The organism is Lacinutrix neustonica, from assembly GCF_026625145.1.
Classification (GTDB): Bacteria; Bacteroidota; Bacteroidia; order Flavobacteriales; family Flavobacteriaceae; genus Lacinutrix; species Lacinutrix neustonica.
Genome location: NZ_CP113088.1, coordinates 3,442,853 through 3,460,666 on the forward strand (window position 1 = coordinate 3,442,853; position 17,814 = coordinate 3,460,666).

Here is a 17,814-nt window from a genome sequence, read left to right on the forward strand (position 1 = left end):
TCGTGTACGTAGAGGGATTTGGAATACTATTTATGTTAGCCTCTGCATCGCTCTGTGATTCAAAATAAGTAATGGTTACATTTTGACCATTTATTAGTGCCGTGTTTTGAGTGCTTAGGTCAAATGAAGCAAAGCCATTGGCGCTATCTCCATCAGTAGCATCATCACAAACTTCGTAGTCTCGGAATTGGTGTAACTAGTGGTAAGGGATTCACAATAATTTCAAAGCTAGAAATTGAAAAACAGCTTGAAATTGTACTCCCCAATCGTACGTAAATAACTTGTGTGCTTGCCGTTATATTTGTATAGTTTGTCGGGTTAGCTATAGCATTTATGTTTGAATTAGCATCCGCGTCTGATTCATAATATGAGACGGATACATTCGCTTGTCCATTAATAATATTTCCATCTTGCGACGTTAAATTAAAAACATAAAAACCATCAGTATTATCATCACATATCGGGTAATCAGGGATTGAAGTTATAATTGGTAGGTTATTGACTATTAAATCAAATGGAGCAGTTGCGTAACAAGCCGAGTTTATAGCATCTTCCATCCTAACAAATATGGTTTGTGGATTTGAAGTGTTTGTGTATGGACTTGCTAATGGATTCAAGTTACCATCAGCATCTAGTTGATTTACATGATAGGTAATATTAAAATCTGTAGGATTTTGAGATCCTAGTACTGTATTGTTTTGAGCATTTAAATTAAATGTTTCTATACCATTGTTGGAGCTGTCATCACAAGCCACCAAGTTTGGTGATGCACTAATTGTTGGTTGACTGGTTATGAATAATTGAAATTCCTGAATGCTAAAACAACCAGTAGTCGTATTAGTAATCGTAGCATAAATGGTTTGCCCATTTGCTGTACTTATATAAGGGCTGCTTAGTGCATTTACGGCAATATTGGCATCACTTTCTGATTCATAATAGGCTACTGCAACATTATTTTGTGAACCAATCATTAATGGTGTATTTACATCTAGATCGAAAGGTGTTTGCCCATCATTAAAAGGAGCCAAGGAATCACAGTCTGTTAAATCGAGTACCTGACCATTATTATTGGTGTCACTTTCAGGAGCCTCAGCAAATTGGGCATTTCCAGTCCAAGTTAAGCTAAAAGGACTATTGCCGATTGGTCTATCGATGACTATAAAATAAGTGTCTCCTGCTGCTGCATTAATGGCACTTACAAAGCTGTTTCCCGCGGGCCCGGGACCTTCAAAATTATCAGTTTCAGTGGTGCTTAAGCCTGTTAAATTATTAGCTTGACCCGAAGACGACGGATTGGTAGTAGAGCATCGAATAGTAGGTCCTAAATTACCACATGTTGTGTTTGGGCCAAAAATAAAGAAATCATAGTCTTCAGAAATTGAAGTGCTATTTGGAGTTATGGTAAATGCTAGAATTCCAGCTGTTGTAACGGTTACTTCAAGCCATAAGCTATTGTTTTCATTACTTTGACAGGAGTCTCGGAAATTCATTTGTACCACTACCACTAACGTCTAAAACAACATCTGAATCACCGCAAACCGTAACGGCATTTACACAATCATTTGGTAATTGTGCATGCAGTTGGAATGAGTAAAGCAGGGCAACAGTAATAATTAAAAACTTCGAAACAGGATTTTGCATTTTGTTATGAATAGTTTTGAACGAAAAAAGCATTTTTCATATGTTCCGTAAAGGTACATCTAATTGGTAATTAAGTTTTAGAGAGGCAAAACCACTCAAAATTAAAAAAGCAAAGGCAATAGTAGTATTACTACTCACCTATAGAAATTGCTGTGACTATCGTTTGAGGGTAAAGTGATCTTTAAACTGTCTACCATCATCCAACGTTACCGAAAACCAATAGTCACTTTGAGGTAGGGGTTTGCCATTAAATGTGCCATCCCAACCAGGGCCATCTCGGTTTTAGTTGCGTGATGAGTTTGCCATAACGGTCGTAAATATAAATGATAGCGCTAGTTTGAAAGTTTCTAGATAACCCATATACTTGCCAATAATCGTTTACGGTGTCTCCATTTGGAGTAAAAAACTCGGAAAATCAATTATAGAGAATTCTGCTTCAGAGACACCGCAGCCGTTAATATCTCGTACATACATCGTATGTGTACCTGCCGTGTTATTTGTAAATATATTGCTAGTTTGGTAGGCGTTATTTGGGTCGTCTATGGTATATTCATAATCTCCAAGTCCCGTTACAAAAACTTCAGCTGTTGTATCTGTAATTTCTATATTTACTATTGTTGGAATACTCGAAGCGTTTACTTCGACAATTCTTTCAGTATAGCATCCTTCGGATTTTCAGGCGTTACAGAGGCTGCAAAAATCACCCTAACATAGTAAGTGCCTTCTTGATTGACTTGAATTTCTGGTGTGGTTTCATTCGAGTCCAACCATAAAAAATTATAATCATCTAAAGGAAGTGGTAAATTTCCAACATCTATTGTAATTTGTGCAGTAGCATCATTATTACAAAAGAAATATTCTTCAAATTCATCAATGGCAGGAGGGTCTATTATCGTGAGTTCTAATTCACTCACGCTAAAACAGTTTCCATTACTATTATCTAAGCGGATAAAAATAGTTTCATTAGAGCTCGTCGTATTGTAATTTGTAGGAGAAACAATGGTATTCTCTCTAAGATTAGCGTCATCAAGAGTGTTATAAAATGAAATTAGCAATTCTGTACTATCGAGAATAGCTTGTGGTATAGCATTGACTAAATTGTATATTATTTCACCGTCAAAACTTTCACACGTCGCTAAAGGTTCTAAATCTAAAACAGCAGGTTTGTCAGCAATAGTTAAATTTCTATAGACCAATTGTGTTTCGCCTTCCGTTTGAATAGTTATTGTAATATCATAATTACCTGCTGAAGAAAAAACATGAGTTGGGTTGGTGCTTGTAGACGTATTATTAACACCAGAACTAGGGTCTCCAAAATCCCGAGAGAATACTATCTATGGTTGATGAGGTTTCAATGTTAAAGGAAGTGGTATCACCAAAACAGGTGTTTTCAAAAATATTGGTCGCAAAGAAATACGACTGAATAAAAGGGGGTAAGCCTAATCGGGATATTCTACTGCCAAGATTAACCGCTTCTGCGCCGTAAGCACAATCGAGGCCCAAATCATTTGGTTTTTTTATGATACTAATTTGAGACGAATTGAATTTAGCAATATAAATTTTCCCATCTAAGGCTTGTTGTATCGCTCCGAGAAGGCCTTCTTCCTGCCCAACGATAATATCTGAATCAAGTATTTGTTGTTGTGTATTTAGTGTTAAATCATATTGATGGATTTTTGAGAATGCTACAGGTGCATCTCTAATAATTTCAGAAACATAGAGTAATTTACTGTCCGGAGAGAACTCACAACCATACGGGCCTATATCTTCTGAAATATAATTAGAAATTGTAATGGGGTTCGTAATCTCCCCAGTGGCTGCATTAAAATCAAAAATCTGCGTTTCATTATTGGTGAATGATTTGACACTAGCAATTTTCTCCCGATCTGGTGAGGCCTTTAAATAGCCTATTGAATTATTCAGGTCTCCACCATGCACAGAACCAACAGCACTAACAACTGGCACGGGATTAACACCGGAAGCACTAACGAGGTAAGCTACAAATTCATTGCTTTCCCATTTATGACTAATGACCCAAATACTTTCTCCATCTGAACTTTCTACCGCCGTGATTTTTTCTGTGGTTGGTGTTACTAATAGTACGTTTTTAGCTGTAGTAACTGCCCCAAGTCCAGCGTCCAAATTCATATCTACTCGAGAATATCGTAATCCATCGGGGCCGGCTCGTGAATCGACTGTAAAAATATAATACACAGAGTTGCTCCCGGTGTCGGGAATAATTATGGCCGATTGTGTGCTGGAATCATCACCCGCAAGACCAGTACCATTTTGCATGATTTCGTGATTTTTGTTCCAAACGGTTATGCCATCAGAATAAAATAGTAAATCGCCTTGTCTATTAGAAATCGTCGAGCAACCTTCAGTCGTTACTAATTCACCATCTAAGTTAGCACTTGCAAAACCATTATTGAAATTTAATCCAGCTTTTTCACCAAAAAACCAATTTGCAGTTTCATTTTGAGCGTTAACAAATGCTGTTAGTAAAAAGCATATAATTATGATTATTTTTTTTATCATATAAAATCTTATTAACCGTTTTTGTTAGCGTTTTAAAGTGAAATGATTTCTGTACAAGCGTCCATCTTGTAGTTTAATCGTAAACCAATAGTCGTTTGTGGGCATTGGGTTACCATTGAATGTCCCATCCCAACCTAGACCGAGAGGCCAGTATTTGAGCTATTAATTTACCATAACGGTCAAAAATTAAAATTTCGGAATTGGGTTGGAAGTTTTTGGATACACCGTATACTTGCCATGTGTCATTTTTCCCATCATTATTAGGTGTAAAATATAGAGGGAAGCCAATAAGGGAAACCATATCATTGGTAATGCCACAATTGTTTTTTATATCTCTAATTAAGATAGAATAGATACCAGGTTGAAGTTGAGAAAATGTATTACTTTCTTGAAAAGCACTTTGAATACCCGCCGAATCAATTAGCGCATATAAATAATTCCCTTCACCACTTGTTAATATCGTGATTTGATTGTTGTTTAAACTACCATCTGTGATTTCGACGTTTTCAATAGTCGCAATATTTGAAGGTTCAATGATTATCGTTTTTGTTTTCTCACAACCCGTTCCGTTGTTCGTTACCACAACGGTGTAAGTTCCTGCTGCGTTTACTTCAATAGTTTCCGTATTTTCAGAAGTGGACCATTCAAAACTGTAATTTCCCGAATTAGTATCATTTAATCCGCTATCTACTGTTATGGTTTGTGGAAATTCGTTTAGACAATAGAAGCGGGTCTCATTTTCACGGTATTTCGGGCAACGGATGAATTGTGAGTAACACTTCATTTATGCCATAACAGGCATTATCATTTTCAACACGGACATAAATGGTTTGAGAATAGGGTGTTGTGTTTTCAAAAATAGTTGGTAATGCATTATTTTCTAGTAATGCTTCATTAGCGGTTTCGTAATAATCAATGGTTAATCCGTCGGGTAATCCGTTTAAGATATCACTTGAATAAGTATCTAGATTGAAAGTGTTTCTACCGTCTTCACTACCCAATTCATCACAAACGGGAGCAGCTATGTAGTCATTAATTTGTGTGTTGCTTGTCTCAAGGGTCAGTGATGTAAAATTAAAACAGCCTGTAATATCATTAGTCACTCTCACAAACACTGTTTGTGGATTTGATAGGTTATTGTATGCATTTCCATTAATGGCGTTAGTGTTATTTTGCGCGTCGTTTAAAGTTAAAAAAAACTGTGTGGACCTGTTTGCGGCGTTTCCTGTTAAAGTGGCATTCGCCTCAGTTAAATTAAAGGTTGTAAAACCATCAATCATCGCCTGGTCATCACATTGATAAATCTCTGAATTAAATACGTCGGGGACTGGATTGATAACAATGTTGATACTTTCTGTCTCGTAACAAGCGGTATTAGCATTATTCTCAATTCTAATAAAAATAGGATCAGTAAAAGCGGTTTGATTTGTATAATTGTCAGGAAGGGCACTGGTTCCCAACTCGGCATTTGTACTTGTATCATGGTAGGTCACGGTATACTGCAAGGGATCTTGAGTACCCAAAAAGACTGAATTATAATTGGAAAGCGTTAAAGCAGTAAAGCCATCCATAGGATTAGCATCAGAGTCACATTCACTAATGCTGATGACATTATTTATAACGGGATTAATAAAAATGACTAGTTCAAAACTGGTGATGTCAAAGCAAGCGGTATTATTCACATTATTAATTCCGGCGTATATGGTCTGTGGATTACTTACATTTTGATAGCCTCCTGAAATCGCATTCTGATTATTCATAGCATCTTGTAAAGAAAGATAGTAATTAACATCAAACAGACTTGGATTTTGCGTTCCCATAATAGCTGTTGTTTGTAACGTAAGATCAAACGTAACGGTTTCGCTATCACCACAAACCTCTACATCATTAGGTTGGTTGGCAAAAGGAATGTCATAATAAATAACATTAGCTTCGCCTTCTAAAGTGCCACAATCATCGCCACTCAATTCAATAAAAACTTCATAAAAACCAGGGGATGTTACCTCTAAGTCAAAATCAGATTCTGATAATAGAACACCATCTCCATACCAGGTGTAAACAGCATCAGTAATATCCTCCGCCATTAGCGTGTAAACATCACCAGCACATAAAGCGAGGGTTGTGCTACTGGCACCATTTTGAATGATATCTATGTCTTCGCTAAAAAAGGAGGTTATAAAAGGGGGAAGTCCTTGTCTACTATCTCCAGTTAAAGCAATGGCATTATGTTGGTAATCACAATTGATGCCTATATTGTTTGGCGCATTTACAACAGATAAAAAGGGAGAGCCAATGCTATAAGAAGCGCTCATGGCACGGTATAGTTTGCCATCTGGACCCAGTTGCAACCCCCCTCTATAGGTTTGTCTTTCATCGATAACAACCTCAGAAGCATCAATGTTTGAGGCCTTCAAGTTAAATTGTAAAAGGGCGCCATATTGATTATTTGGATCGTTGCTATTCCCGCCTGTTGTAAAATAGGTAGACACATATAATAATTCATTATTAGGCGAAAACTCCACACCATAGGCTTGTTGTGGTGCGCCACTAGGAGAAGTTACATTGGGTGTGATATTCTGCAAATTACTGGCAATGCCAGTCTCTAAATCAAAATCTAAAAGTAATACTCCTTGCCCCACATTGGCACATGCTATTTGTTCACCGTGAAGGAGAGAATTTTAAATAGCCTCTAATTTCGGCAATATTAAGATTAAAGGTAGAGATCACTGGTGTTGGGTTCACACCGAACTCTGTAACCCTATAAGCAAAAAAAGAATTGTTACTTTCACCACCGTTGATATCAGCAAAAGTTATGACCCAAATATCCTGAGAGTCACAATCTTTTAAAACGGCACTTAACTTTTCAGAAGTGTTCGAGAGTAATTGTGTTCCAGTGTTATCAATAACGCCACCTAAACCTCCATCAAGAGTCATATCAACTTCAAAATAATTAAACCCTGTATCAATAAAATCTATAGCAGGAGTATCTACGGTAAAAATATAATAAATGTCAGTGTTATTTGGTTTAGGGATAATTATAGCAGACTGTGTACTTGAGGCATCTCCTTTTAATCCAGTCCCATTTAGCATCACATTATGGTTGGCGTTATAAACGGTTCTACCATCGGTGTAAAACAATAAATTCCCATCAGTATCAGAGATGCTTGTACAGCCTTCTTCGGTCGATAAGGCCCCATTGCTTAAAGGAGTAACGGTACCGGCATCAGTATCAAAATGGACTCCGGCATTACTGCCAAAATACCAGTTAGAAGCTTCTTTTTGAGCGTTAACTCCAACTGTAAAAATCACACAAAGCGGGAACAGTATTTTCTTAATCATTAATAGCATAGCTATCAAAGATATTATAAATTGCTAACTTTATTATTGGAAAACTGTTAAAAAAGTATTGAAGTGTTTGTGGCGTTCTTTTTTATTATAAATCCCGTTTTAATAGTAACCTATAAGATAAAAAGATAAACAATGAAGACCAAGCCAAAACAATGATAACGTCGTACCAATGTACGGCATAATCAAAATCAAATTGTTCACCAACTTGACTCGCTACTTCCTTAACGGCACCAAGTCTAGAAAATGGTTGTTTAATTAAATTAGACATAGAATTTAAAGGTAAGAATTGAGTGATCGTGTCTGCATATTCTTTAGTGCTTTCTACCACGTTTAATACAATTCGAATCAAGCCCTCAAACATATACCATACCAATAAAAATCCTAAAGCAAAAGCGGATCGTTTGATAAGCATGCCTGCAAATAAACAAAAAGAAAAGAACCCCAATAGTTTTATAAAAAAGGCAAACAGATATTCTAAATCTGAAAAAACGATATAAGATTCAGTAAAACTTGAAAAAGCAAATCCTAAAATTAGCGATAATACAAATATAAAAAGGGTTGATATAAACGAAAACACAACAACCATATATACCTTAGACAGAATAAACTCTTTTTTACTTAAACCGTCAATTAAATTTTGTTTAATCGTTTTGTTACTATATTCATTAGCAACCATAGATACAATGACAATAGACAGGAAAAATTTGAGACCTGCGGCGACGTAGGTATTGAAATGCCGAGATATATGGAAAATTGAAAATCCCTAATTCTGCTAGATGAAATTTTATGGGGCCAATATTAAATTTTATAGCTGCAATTAATGCAATAAAAGCTAAAAGAATAAAGTAAGCAAGAATCAATACTTTACTGGCTTTATTATTCCATAATTTAATGAATTCTATATTTAAAAGTCTTAACATGATGGTTTGATTTTGTCCTGAGGTGACTCAGATTATTTTTTTGGATTGATGCGTTTTAGTTGTCAGTAAGTTGAAGAAATTGCTCTTCCAAGCTTTCTTTTCGCATCACTAAATGGGATAATGAAATGCCTTTGTCGAAAAGCTGCTTATTAAAGTCTGAAGCAGAAATAGGCGCCTTTAAAAAAGCCGTTATTAAATCCCCATTTTTGGTAATGCGTTCAATATTAGCATGCGATTCTAAAAAGCCTACTAATGCGTTAGAGTCATCGCTTTTGAGTTCGAAAAAACCATTACTCGAAATCATTTCATCTACCCGACCTGAATACAATTTTTTACCTTTTCTAAGCACAACCACATGACTGCACACTTTTTCTACTTCATCTAATAGGTGAGAGGCTAACAAAATAGTAGTGCCCTGGCTAGCGATGTATCTTATAATGTCTCGTATTTTATGGATGCCTTGTGGGTCTAAACCATTGGTTGGCTCATCAAGAATTAATATTTCAGGATCATTTAATAATGCCGAGGCAATAGCCAACCGTTGCTTCATGCCTAGGGAAAAAGTACTGAACTTACTGTCTTTTCTTTCTAGTAAGCCTACGACTTCTAATTTTTCTTCAATTTTAGAATAATCAATGTCTTTAATTTTACAAACCAGCTTTAGATTTTTGTAAGCAGACATATATGGGTAGAAATTAGGACGCTCAATTATGGCCCCCACTTTCTTTAATGCATGATGTGTAGAAACGGTGCCGTCGAACCAGCTAAACGTACCACTCGTTTTATTAACTACATTTAAAACAATGCCCAGCGTGGTAGATTTGCCACTACCGTTTGGACCTAAAATGCCATAGACGTTGCCTTTGTTTATGGTAAAAGATAAATCATCAACAGCCGTTAAATAGCCGAATTTTTTAGTAAGATTACTTATTTTGAGAATAGTTTCCAATAGTCTGTGAATTTATGGTTGGTTTAAAAGTAAGACGATGTCTAGCGTTTTTTGTTACACTGTGAAAATAAAGTTTTAAATTTGGATGACATATCATGTTATGAAAGATTTAAAAATTTCCAAGAAAAAACCTTCTTATCCTGTAAATGAGAGATTGCATAAATATCTAACGGAGTACAATAGAAACACTAGAATATCAGTATTATATGATGACTTATTGCGGTTTCAAGGTTCTGTGACGGTTTACGATAAGGATGATAACGATACGTTATGGATTCGGGTATACTATAATGATTACGAACGGGAAGAAATTGACTTAAGTTTAAAAAGGGTCTATAATAATTTACATTCTGATGGGAATGAGAAAATCATTCCTTTTTTAAATGTTGATGCCGTAGATTACTGCACGTTTGGGAATTCAAAACCCTTTCGCGTAAAAGTTAGAAATGTTTTAAATGACAACTACACCTATTTTTATGTAAAAAAAGCCGATGCTTCTAGAATCTATGGATTAGAACTAGAGCATATGCTATCGCCCTATAACTTAAACTTTATGGTCTATAAGGATACGTTAATAGAGGAGCATATTGCCGGAATTCCAGGGGATGAGTTTATTGAAAATATGCTCGATGATTGTTCAGATTCTGAAAAATCACAGATAGCTAAAGAATTTGTGAAGTTCAATGAGCGGTGTATGATTCGACTTTTGGGTGACATGCGAAGCTATAATTATGTTATTGTTCCGACACACGATTTTGATCATGTGGTCTTTAAAATTAGAGCGATAGATTTTGATCAACAATCTTACGAAGGGAAGTTTAATGTGTACAGGCCTCAATTCTTTAAGGAAAATGCAACGATGGTTAATTTAGTGGCTAAGAAATTTCAAAAAGAATCCATCGATCAATATAAAGTGGAGGAACGCTCTATTATTGCGAAGCGAATGATTAGCTATCATGACCGTATTTCAGAATTATTAAACTGTATGATTCATGATACCATTTCCCAACCGAACATATCAAGTTATTAAAATCTAAAATCTATGAGTATACACTGGATTTGAAATTTAAACGCAGTAAAAATATGGGCGAAATATTAAAAAATGCTTTAGATTATGTGAAGCGAAATTATGAGGATGTGAATACTAAAGGCTTTTAATAAAAAAAGCATTTCTTAGAAATGCTTTTTTTATTACTCATATTTTAAACGAACGGCCGAATATAATTACCATTATTGGTTTTAATTCCAATGTTCTTCAAAGTCTAGATCTTCATAATCATCAATGTTGTAATCGTCATCAAATTCACTCTCCTCATCCGTTTCAGCCTCAAATACTTTTTCGGGAGCACTGTCAGGTACTTGTCCCTTGACAAACATTAAATTAGGATAGTCCAAACCTTCCAGTTCTTCAACAATTTCGGCAAGTTCTACATAAAAGGTCCACATACTAAAAAAGTCGTAAACATATATGAGTTTGGTTTGTGCTTCATGTACCGTATCACTTAATGCTGTTTCATTCATTAATCGGACCTCATTTAAGCCATCACTCATATCAAACAATGAAATTTCTTCACCTTGATCCCATGTGTCATTACTTAAATAAAAAGAGGCCATTTCAGTCCCATCAAAACCAAAAGATTGCGTGATAATGTTGTGTAGATCCTCCATCGTGTCGCTTTCTCTAATTTCTAAATCGCGAAACACATCCTCTTCGGTATCATTGTCAAGAATGACTCTAAATCTATAAATCATAAACCTATTTTTTTGGTTGGCGAAGATACAATCTCTTCTGAGTTGTTTGCATGATTATGAATAAAATCTTTTCGGTTTTCTAAATATACATAAAATTGAATACCGAAGAGTATCGTGGCAATAACTAAATGTAAGGTTTGCGATAAAAATGGAAAATCGAAATAATACATGGCAATACCAGTTAATATTTCAAAAACAATACAAAGCATAACCAAATCCATCTTTCTATAGCCTAGTTGTAATGTTCTGTTTCTAAATAAAAGCCAACCATTTAAACCAAAAACAAAAATTGAAAACGTACGGTGCACATAAAAATGGAGCGTTGGGTTTTGTAGCCAAAGTGATTTCACATAGCCTACCGCTTTCACTTGTTCATCCACGTGCTCCCTAACTTGTGTGCCTAAAACGACTTGAATGAGCGTAAGAAAAATTGCAAACAAGAGCATCTTTTTAAATGTGGCGTCAGGAATATGCGCTTTAAAGCTGATTTTAGACGCAAATATAATATATAAAATAAATGCCACGATCACCAAGGCCATAACCATATGAATGGTAATTTTATAAGGCGATAGGTTGGAGTCTACCACTGTTTTTCCTAACCAAGCTTGAAAAGCCATGCCGAAAAGTGTTAAAATGGACAGGATAGTTATCCACTTGTTTTTTCGCCGAACCAAAAGGAAATAATCGTAAAAATTAGAATGGGAATTCCGGATAAAGCACCAAATAAGCGATTGATGTATTCTACCCAAGTATGCGTCGCGTTAAAGGTGGCGTAATCGTGTTCGGTATAAGGTTTCCAGTTGTTTATGTTAAGCGCATGAGAAGAGGTGAATTCATTTTTAGCAACAAGCAGTCCTTCTTCTTTTATAATAACGATCCCTTTCTTGTAGTTGTGATTGGGCTTAAATTCTAAGTCTGAAGCCTGTGTGGGTGGAATATAATATCCGAAACATTTTGGCCAGTCTGGACAGCCCATTCCTGATCCTGTCATGCGCACGACGGCACCAGCGATAATCACTAAATAAACTAAAACAAGCGCTATTTTGGCGAGGGTTCTAAAGTGTTTTTTCATCTATTTCTTTTTTATAGCAAACGCTATGCTCCATATTTTTATATTGTCCGTAGTTAGCAATAACACGATACCCGCATTTTTTATAAAACGAAACGGCTTCCACCTGTCGTGTACCTGTTTCTAAAATAGCAGAGGTGTAGCCCAATTCTTTGGCCCAAATTTCTAAGGCTGTTAAAATACCGCTAGCAATTCCTTTGCCTCTAACGTCTGGTTTAGTAAACATACGTTTGATTTCTATAGTAGTGGTATTAGAAGATTTAAAGGCGCCGCAAGCCACTGGGATACCATTTAAATAGCCAACAACAACATGTTTTATAACCGCTATAGCATTGAATTGATTATAGAAGGCATGCTCGTCACCATCGGTGATTTTTAAATAGTTGTCAAGCGATGTGATCAAGGCAATAAAATCTGGATTATTAGCGTCTGTTCTAACTATTTTCAGCATCGTTAACCTTCGTTTTTAAGCCTAAAGTTTTTCCTTTTTTTAACATTAAATTAAAGGCGGCTTCATGTTCATTGGGTATTTCACCTTCTAAAATGGCTTCTTTAATCGCTTCTTTAATAATCCCTATTTCTTTGGAAGGTTTTAAATTAAAGGTCTCCATAATCTCTTCTCCGAGATACTGGTGGTTGAAAATTACGAACGTGATCCTTTTCTTCAACTTCAATAATTTTTTCTCTAACAATTTTAAAATTGTCATGGTATTTATTGAATTTTTTTGGGTTTTTAGTGGTGATATCTGCTTCGCAAAGCGTCATTAAATCATCCACATATTCTCCCGCATCGAAGACTAAACGGCGAACAGCCGAATCGGTAACAATATCTTGAGCCGAGAACAATAGGTCGTGAACTCATAAAGACTAGTTTTTGTACAAACTTCATTTTCTCATTCAGGGGCATTTTTAAACGCTTAAATAAGTGATAGACCATTTTAGAGCCCTCAAACTCATGGGCATGAAAGGTCCAGCCTACTTTTTTGCTAAATTTTTTAGTCGGTGCTTTACCAATATCATGGAGTAGGGCAGCCCAACGTAGCCGGACATCATCGGTATGTTTGGAAATGTTATCTACGACCTCTAGTGTGTGGTAAAAATTGTCTTTATGCTTTTGTCCTTCTACTTCATCGATCCCTTTTAAAGCGGTCAATTCAGGTAAAATGTATTGTAGTAATCCTGTGTTTTCTAATAATAAAAACCCAACGGAAGGGATATTGCTTTCTAGAATTTTGTTCAGTTCAACAACAATGCGCTCATTGGTAATGATTTTAATGCGATGATTATTTTGTGCAATCGCCTCTAGCGATGCTTTCTCTATAGTAAAGCCTAATTGGGTAGCAAAACGAATGGCACGCATCATGCGTAAAGGATCATCACTATAGGTAATATTAGGATCTAAAGGTGTACGAATGATTTTGTTTTTTAAATCCTGAACACCATTAAAAGGATCTAGCAATTCGCCATAATGCGCTTCAGATAAATCTAAAGCCAGTGCATTAATACTAAAATCACGTCGGTTTTGGTCATCTTGTAAGGAGCCGTTTTCAACCACGGGGTTACGACTATTTTCGTTGTATGATTCTTTTCGCGCGCCAACAAATTCTATCTCGATATCATCATATCTCAGCATGGCCGTTCCGTAGGTTTTAAAAACCTGAACCTTTGGTTTGTTTGGTAAGTTGTTAGCGACCTGTTTGGCTAAGGCAATACCATTTCCAATGGCAACGACATCGATATCTTTGGCATCGCCTCTTTTTAACAGGTAATCACGCACAAAGCCACCAATGACATAAGCGTCTACGCCTAATTCTTTTGCAGATTTTGAAATGATTTTAAAAATAGTATGCTGAAGGGCTTCTTTGTAATTCATGTATCAAATTCCAATTTCTAAATCCCAAATTCCATATCGTTCCCATTGGGGTTTTGGAATTTTTATTTTGGAATTTAAATATTATTCGCGAATAATTTTCACTCCCCCATCACTCCCTAATTTAATTATGGTAGATGGGTTCTTAGCGATGGTTTCTTTTTGCAAATTTACGACATAATCCACACCTTTTAAAATTGCCTCATCTATTTCTTTAAAGGATTTTGGTGTAGGTTTTCCCGCAAAATTGGCTGAGGTAGACACAAGAGGTCTCCCTAGATATCTAATGAGTTTTTTACAGAATTCATGGTCTACAATACGGATCGCTAGTGTGTTATCATTGGCTACTAAATTTTCAGCGATTCCAGCGGGGGCATCGTAAATAATGGTAGTAGGGTTAACGGCGATATCCAAAATAGTATAGGCCATTTTGGGTACATTGTCCACATGCTTTTCCAGCATACCATAATTGTTGACCAAGCAAATAAGTGCTTTTGAGTCGTCGCGTTTTTTTAAGGTATATATTTTTTGCACCGCTGCGGCATTAGCAGCATCACAACCAATACCCCAAACGGTATCTGTGGGGTACAAAATAAGGCCGCCTCTTTTTAAAACGTCCAGTGCTTTTTCTATTTCTTCTCGCATTGCTTTTTATTCTTCTGCAAAATTAATTGAATTTTCGGCGTTAAGAAAGGAAGCAATTATATTTTACTGTAAATCTTTTTAATCGCATCAATGGGATTAAGGTGGAAATACTCAAAACCGGATTTATTATATACCATAAAAACTAATTTTTCAGGCCTATTAAGACTTGCCCGAGTACTTCTTTTATTTATTTTTCTATACTTCTTGAAACGTATTCTAAGTTTGATACAATATATTAGTAATTTTAAGTTAATAGAATCAATATTAAAGCTATAAATTAGCGGCTTAAACGACTAGAAAAGAAGTCAAAATTGTTTATATGATTAATGTAACTCAAACTTTTTTACCTCCTATAGAAGAATATAATGCCATTTTAAAAAGGGCTTGGGAAAAAAAATGGTTGACTAATAGAGGAGAGCTTGTTTTAGAATTAGAGGATAAGATAAAAAACAAGTACCATATTTCTAATATCCTAGCCACAACGAATGGAACATTACCACTTCAAATAGCCATTAAATGTCTTGAGTTAAAAGGAGAGATAATCACGACACCTTTTAGTTATATAGCGACTACTTCTAGTATTATATGGGAAGGTTGTCATCCTGTTTTTGTTGATATTGATGAAGAGACTTTTAATATAGATCCATTAAAAATAGAACGCGCCATTACCCCTAAAACCTCTGCAATATTAGCAACACATGTTTTTGGAAATCCTTGTAAAATTGATGCCATAGCTAAAATCGCAAAAAAACACAATTTAAAAGTCATTTACGACGCTGCACATTCTTTTGGGGTGAGCTATAATAACCAATCCATTTTCGAGTATGGAGATGTAAGTACGTGTAGTTTTCACGCGACTAAAATATTTCATACAGGAGAGGGTGGTGCCTTGTTTACAAAGGATAAAGAGTTGTATAATAAATTATACTATCATCATAATTTTGGTCACAAAGGGGCCTTAGATTTTCATGGTTTGGGAATAAACGCTAAAATTAGCGAGTTGCAAGCTGCTATGGGTTTAGCTGTTTTTCCTTATTTAGAGGCTATTTTTGAGAGACGAGAAAGCCTTTACAAACGGTATCAAAAGGAATTGAAAGGGAGCGTGCAATTTCAAAAAATAGAAAGTAATTGTGACTATAATTATTCGTATATACCGGTTGTTTTCAAGACTGAAAAGCAATTACAAGACGTTGTAAATCTATTAAATAATAATCATATTTATCCTAGGCAATACTTCAACCCTTCATTAAATACTATAGCGTATATTAATGGTGACGTTATGCCTGTTTCAGAATCTATTTCTAGTAGAGTTTTATGCTTACCTCTATATTTTGATCTTGCAGAAGCGCAGGTTTTATTAATAAGCAATTTAATACGTAATTGTATTTCTAATGAATAAAAACGACATCAATTTAATTGGAGTAGGTAATTATACCGAAGTTATTATTGAATTAGCCATCGATTGTGGTTATAATATTAAAGGGTTATACCATTATAATAAAGATCGCATTGGGGAAGAGGTTTTGGGTATTACCATTCTTGGCAGTACCGAAGATTTGTATAAAAGCAACCTAGCAGGAAAGCTATTTGCAGTCACAATGGGTGAAAATAGATTGCGCAATGAAATAGCTGAAAAAATAAGAGGTTTAGGAGGTGTAACCCCAAACCTGATCCACCCGAGAGCAATAGTGAGCGCATCAGCAACTTTGGGTCAAGGTTGTTTTATTCACCAACAAGCAAAGATAAGTACCGGGAGCACATTAGGTAATGATTGTGTGGTAGATTTTAATAGTTTAGTCGCGCACCATGCAACGTTAGGAGACGCCTGTTATATGTCTTCCATTGCAATGGTAGGATCTTATTGTACTATAGGGAAGCGCGTGTTATTAGGTATGAATGCTCTTGTTTTACCATTGCGATTATCTGTAGGCGATGACTGTGTTGTTGGGGGTAAAGCAAATGTTACAAAATCGTTTCCAAATAATTGTTTACTTGTAGGTAATCCAGCTAGAAAAATAAAAGAAATAAATTAAATGAAACCATTATTAAGTATTTGTTGTACAACATATAATCATGTTAAATTTGTTAAGCAGACATTAGATGGTTTTTTATTACAGGAAACTAATTTTCCAATAGAAATTATAATCCATGATGACGCTTCAACCGATGGCACACAAGATTTGCTTAAAGTCTATGCTGAGAAGGATTCGAGGGTCAAATTAATTTTGCAACAGGAAAATCAATACTCACAAAATATTAAACCTTGGGCACATTTCTGCTTTCCTAAAGCACAAGGTAAATACATCGCATTATGCGAAGGAGATGATTATTGGGTTGATCCTTTAAAATTACAAAAGCAAGTCGATTTTTTAGAAGCTAATCCTGAATACACCGTATCCTGGACTAATTTTGAGATTCTAAAAAGAGAAGGCCTTTCAAAAAATGATTTCACCTATACGACAGATATTGTAACTATCGATTTTAATAATTTATTTACACCGTACTCTACTTATACTTTAACAGCGGTTTTTAAAAAGCAGGCACTAAATATAGAATTATATAAAACACTCAAGCACTCGAAGGATAATTCGCTTTATGTCATGTTGTTACAGAAAGGTAAAGGTGTTTTTATGAATTTTATTTCTGCCGTATACAGAATTCATGAAGGTGGCGCGTATTCTTTACAATCTGATTTTTTTAAGCATTATTCTTCTTATTTAAATCTCCAAGAAGTAACCACAATTGTGGCAGAATCGAGGACAAAAAACATTAATAAAATTTTAAAATCTTTGGCTAATGGGGCTGCGTTTTCATCATTAAAATCAAAACATTCAGGTGAAAAAATGGATCAAGTTCAGGTGCGATTTATGACAAACCATTTTAATCAAGCCTCTTTTAAAACAAAATTTAAATATTATAAGAGACTCTTTAAATATAAGTTTTTAAAATAAACATTTAAAAAATAATACCAACTTATCAATCGTAGGTATTTTAATAAAGTAACGAGAATCGTTCTTTATATATTGGTAAAAAGAATAATCATATGCTTTAGCATTTCTAATGGTTCTAACAATTATTTTAT

13 protein-coding genes and 7 pseudogenes are annotated in these 17,814 nt (G+C 35.2%); 4 read left to right on the plus strand and 16 right to left on the minus strand.

Annotated elements, in window-relative coordinates:
• Positions 1-164: 164 nt before the first annotated feature.
• The 11 genes and pseudogenes from N7U66_RS18640 to N7U66_RS18680 form a co-directional block, all read right to left on the minus strand.
• Complete coding sequence (locus tag N7U66_RS18640) at positions 165-1,490, minus strand: hypothetical protein (protein ID WP_267676457.1); 1,326 nt, start codon at positions 1,488-1,490, stop codon at positions 165-167.
• Positions 1,462-1,641 (minus strand): hypothetical protein, encoded by a 180-nt coding sequence (locus N7U66_RS18645; RefSeq protein ID WP_267676458.1) that lies wholly within the window; start codon positions 1,639-1,641, stop codon positions 1,462-1,464. Before N7U66_RS18645 ends, N7U66_RS18640 begins: the two co-directional genes overlap by 29 nt.
• Positions 1,642-1,797: 156 nt before the next feature.
• Positions 1,798-1,902, minus strand: a pseudogene (locus tag N7U66_RS22720) (T9SS type B sorting domain-containing protein); the annotation flags it as partial.
• A pseudogene (locus tag N7U66_RS22725) lies at positions 1,889-1,999 on the minus strand (hypothetical protein); the annotation flags it as partial. The pseudogenes N7U66_RS22725 and N7U66_RS22720, both read right to left, overlap by 14 nt.
• Positions 2,000-2,276: 277 nt before the next feature.
• Positions 2,277-2,837 carry a hypothetical protein gene (locus N7U66_RS18650; protein ID WP_267676459.1) on the minus strand — a complete coding sequence of 187 codons (561 nt, stop codon included), beginning with the start codon at positions 2,835-2,837 and terminating at the stop codon, positions 2,277-2,279.
• A 106-nt stretch (positions 2,838-2,943) separates the two neighbouring features.
• Positions 2,944-4,179: a hypothetical protein gene (locus tag N7U66_RS18655; RefSeq protein ID WP_267676460.1), complete on the minus strand. Its 1,236-nt coding sequence runs from the start codon at positions 4,177-4,179 to the stop codon at positions 2,944-2,946.
• Positions 4,180-4,203: 24 nt separating this feature from the next.
• Positions 4,204-4,963, minus strand: a pseudogene (locus N7U66_RS18660) (T9SS type B sorting domain-containing protein).
• The gene (locus tag N7U66_RS18665; protein WP_267676462.1) at positions 4,920-6,818 is read right to left on the minus strand and encodes a hypothetical protein; all 1,899 of its coding nucleotides are present in this window, start codon (positions 6,816-6,818) and stop codon (positions 4,920-4,922) included. The pseudogene N7U66_RS18660 and the gene N7U66_RS18665 overlap by 44 nt, the downstream one beginning before the upstream one ends.
• A gap of 19 nt (positions 6,819-6,837) precedes the next feature.
• Positions 6,838-7,518: a hypothetical protein gene (locus N7U66_RS18670; RefSeq protein WP_267676463.1), complete on the minus strand. Its 681-nt coding sequence runs from the start codon at positions 7,516-7,518 to the stop codon at positions 6,838-6,840.
• Positions 7,519-7,612: 94 nt separating this feature from the next.
• Positions 7,613-8,447 (minus strand): annotated as a pseudogene (locus N7U66_RS18675) (ABC transporter permease).
• 55 nt (positions 8,448-8,502) lie between these two features.
• A complete protein-coding gene (locus N7U66_RS18680; protein WP_267676464.1) occupies positions 8,503-9,396 on the minus strand; it encodes an ABC transporter ATP-binding protein in 894 nt (297 codons plus the stop codon).
• A 100-nt stretch (positions 9,397-9,496) separates the two neighbouring features.
• On the opposite strand from N7U66_RS18680, the pseudogene N7U66_RS18685 reads away from it, so the two are divergent.
• A pseudogene (locus N7U66_RS18685) lies at positions 9,497-10,554 on the plus strand (hypothetical protein).
• 81 nt (positions 10,555-10,635) lie between these two features.
• On the opposite strand, the gene N7U66_RS18690 reads toward N7U66_RS18685, so the two are convergent.
• From N7U66_RS18690 to N7U66_RS18710, 5 genes and pseudogenes are all read right to left on the minus strand, one after another.
• On the minus strand, positions 10,636-11,148 hold the full coding sequence (locus N7U66_RS18690) for an IS1096 element passenger TnpR family protein (protein ID WP_267676465.1): 513 nt from the start codon (positions 11,146-11,148) through the stop codon (positions 10,636-10,638).
• Positions 11,145-12,220, minus strand: a pseudogene (locus N7U66_RS18695) (COX15/CtaA family protein). Before N7U66_RS18695 ends, N7U66_RS18690 begins: the two are co-directional and overlap by 4 nt.
• Positions 12,204-12,668, minus strand: a complete 465-nt coding sequence (locus N7U66_RS18700; protein ID WP_267676466.1) for a GNAT family N-acetyltransferase — start codon at positions 12,666-12,668, stop codon at positions 12,204-12,206. Before N7U66_RS18700 ends, N7U66_RS18695 begins: the two are co-directional and overlap by 17 nt.
• Positions 12,652-14,090 (minus strand): annotated as a pseudogene (locus N7U66_RS18705) (CCA tRNA nucleotidyltransferase). Before N7U66_RS18705 ends, N7U66_RS18700 begins: the two are co-directional and overlap by 17 nt.
• Positions 14,091-14,171: 81 nt before the next feature.
• On the minus strand, positions 14,172-14,732 hold the full coding sequence (locus tag N7U66_RS18710) for an L-threonylcarbamoyladenylate synthase (RefSeq protein WP_267676467.1): 561 nt from the start codon (positions 14,730-14,732) through the stop codon (positions 14,172-14,174).
• Between the two features lie 319 nt (positions 14,733-15,051).
• On the opposite strand from N7U66_RS18710, the gene N7U66_RS18715 reads away from it, so the two are divergent.
• The 3 genes from N7U66_RS18715 to N7U66_RS18725 are packed head-to-tail and all read left to right on the plus strand — an operon-like array spanning position 15,052 to position 17,683.
• On the plus strand, positions 15,052-16,131 hold the full coding sequence (locus N7U66_RS18715) for a DegT/DnrJ/EryC1/StrS family aminotransferase (protein WP_267676468.1): 1,080 nt from the start codon (positions 15,052-15,054) through the stop codon (positions 16,129-16,131).
• The gene (locus N7U66_RS18720; protein WP_267676469.1) at positions 16,124-16,765 is read left to right on the plus strand and encodes a PglD-related sugar-binding protein; all 642 of its coding nucleotides are present in this window, start codon (positions 16,124-16,126) and stop codon (positions 16,763-16,765) included. Before N7U66_RS18715 ends, N7U66_RS18720 begins: the two co-directional genes overlap by 8 nt.
• The gene (locus N7U66_RS18725) at positions 16,766-17,683 is read left to right on the plus strand and encodes a glycosyltransferase family 2 protein (protein ID WP_267676470.1); all 918 of its coding nucleotides are present in this window, start codon (positions 16,766-16,768) and stop codon (positions 17,681-17,683) included. It abuts the gene before it with no gap.
• Positions 17,684-17,814 lie beyond the last annotated feature (131 nt).

Bases quoted from the DNA above. Each gene is read 5' to 3' on its own strand.
- N7U66_RS18640 (WP_267676457.1), bottom strand. From the start codon at position 1,490: ATGAATTTCCGAGACTCCTGTCAAAGTAATGAAAACAATAGCTTATGG.
- N7U66_RS18645 (WP_267676458.1), bottom strand. From the start codon at position 1,641: ATGCAAAATCCTGTTTCGAAGTTTTTAATTATTACTGTTGCCCTGCTT.
- N7U66_RS18655 (WP_267676460.1), bottom strand. From the start codon at position 4,179: ATGATAAAAAAAATAATCATAATTATATGCTTTTTACTAACAGCATTT.
- N7U66_RS18670 (WP_267676463.1), bottom strand. From the start codon at position 7,518: ATGATTAAGAAAATACTGTTCCCGCTTTGTGTGATTTTTACAGTTGGA.
- N7U66_RS18690 (WP_267676465.1), bottom strand. From the start codon at position 11,148: ATGATTTATAGATTTAGAGTCATTCTTGACAATGATACCGAAGAGGAT.
- N7U66_RS18700 (WP_267676466.1), bottom strand. From the start codon at position 12,668: ATGCTGAAAATAGTTAGAACAGACGCTAATAATCCAGATTTTATTGCC.
- N7U66_RS18710 (WP_267676467.1), bottom strand. From the start codon at position 14,732: ATGCGAGAAGAAATAGAAAAAGCACTGGACGTTTTAAAAAGAGGCGGC.
- N7U66_RS18715 (WP_267676468.1), top strand. From the start codon at position 15,052: ATGATTAATGTAACTCAAACTTTTTTACCTCCTATAGAAGAATATAAT.
- N7U66_RS18720 (WP_267676469.1), top strand. From the start codon at position 16,124: ATGAATAAAAACGACATCAATTTAATTGGAGTAGGTAATTATACCGAA.
- N7U66_RS18725 (WP_267676470.1), top strand. From the start codon at position 16,766: ATGAAACCATTATTAAGTATTTGTTGTACAACATATAATCATGTTAAA.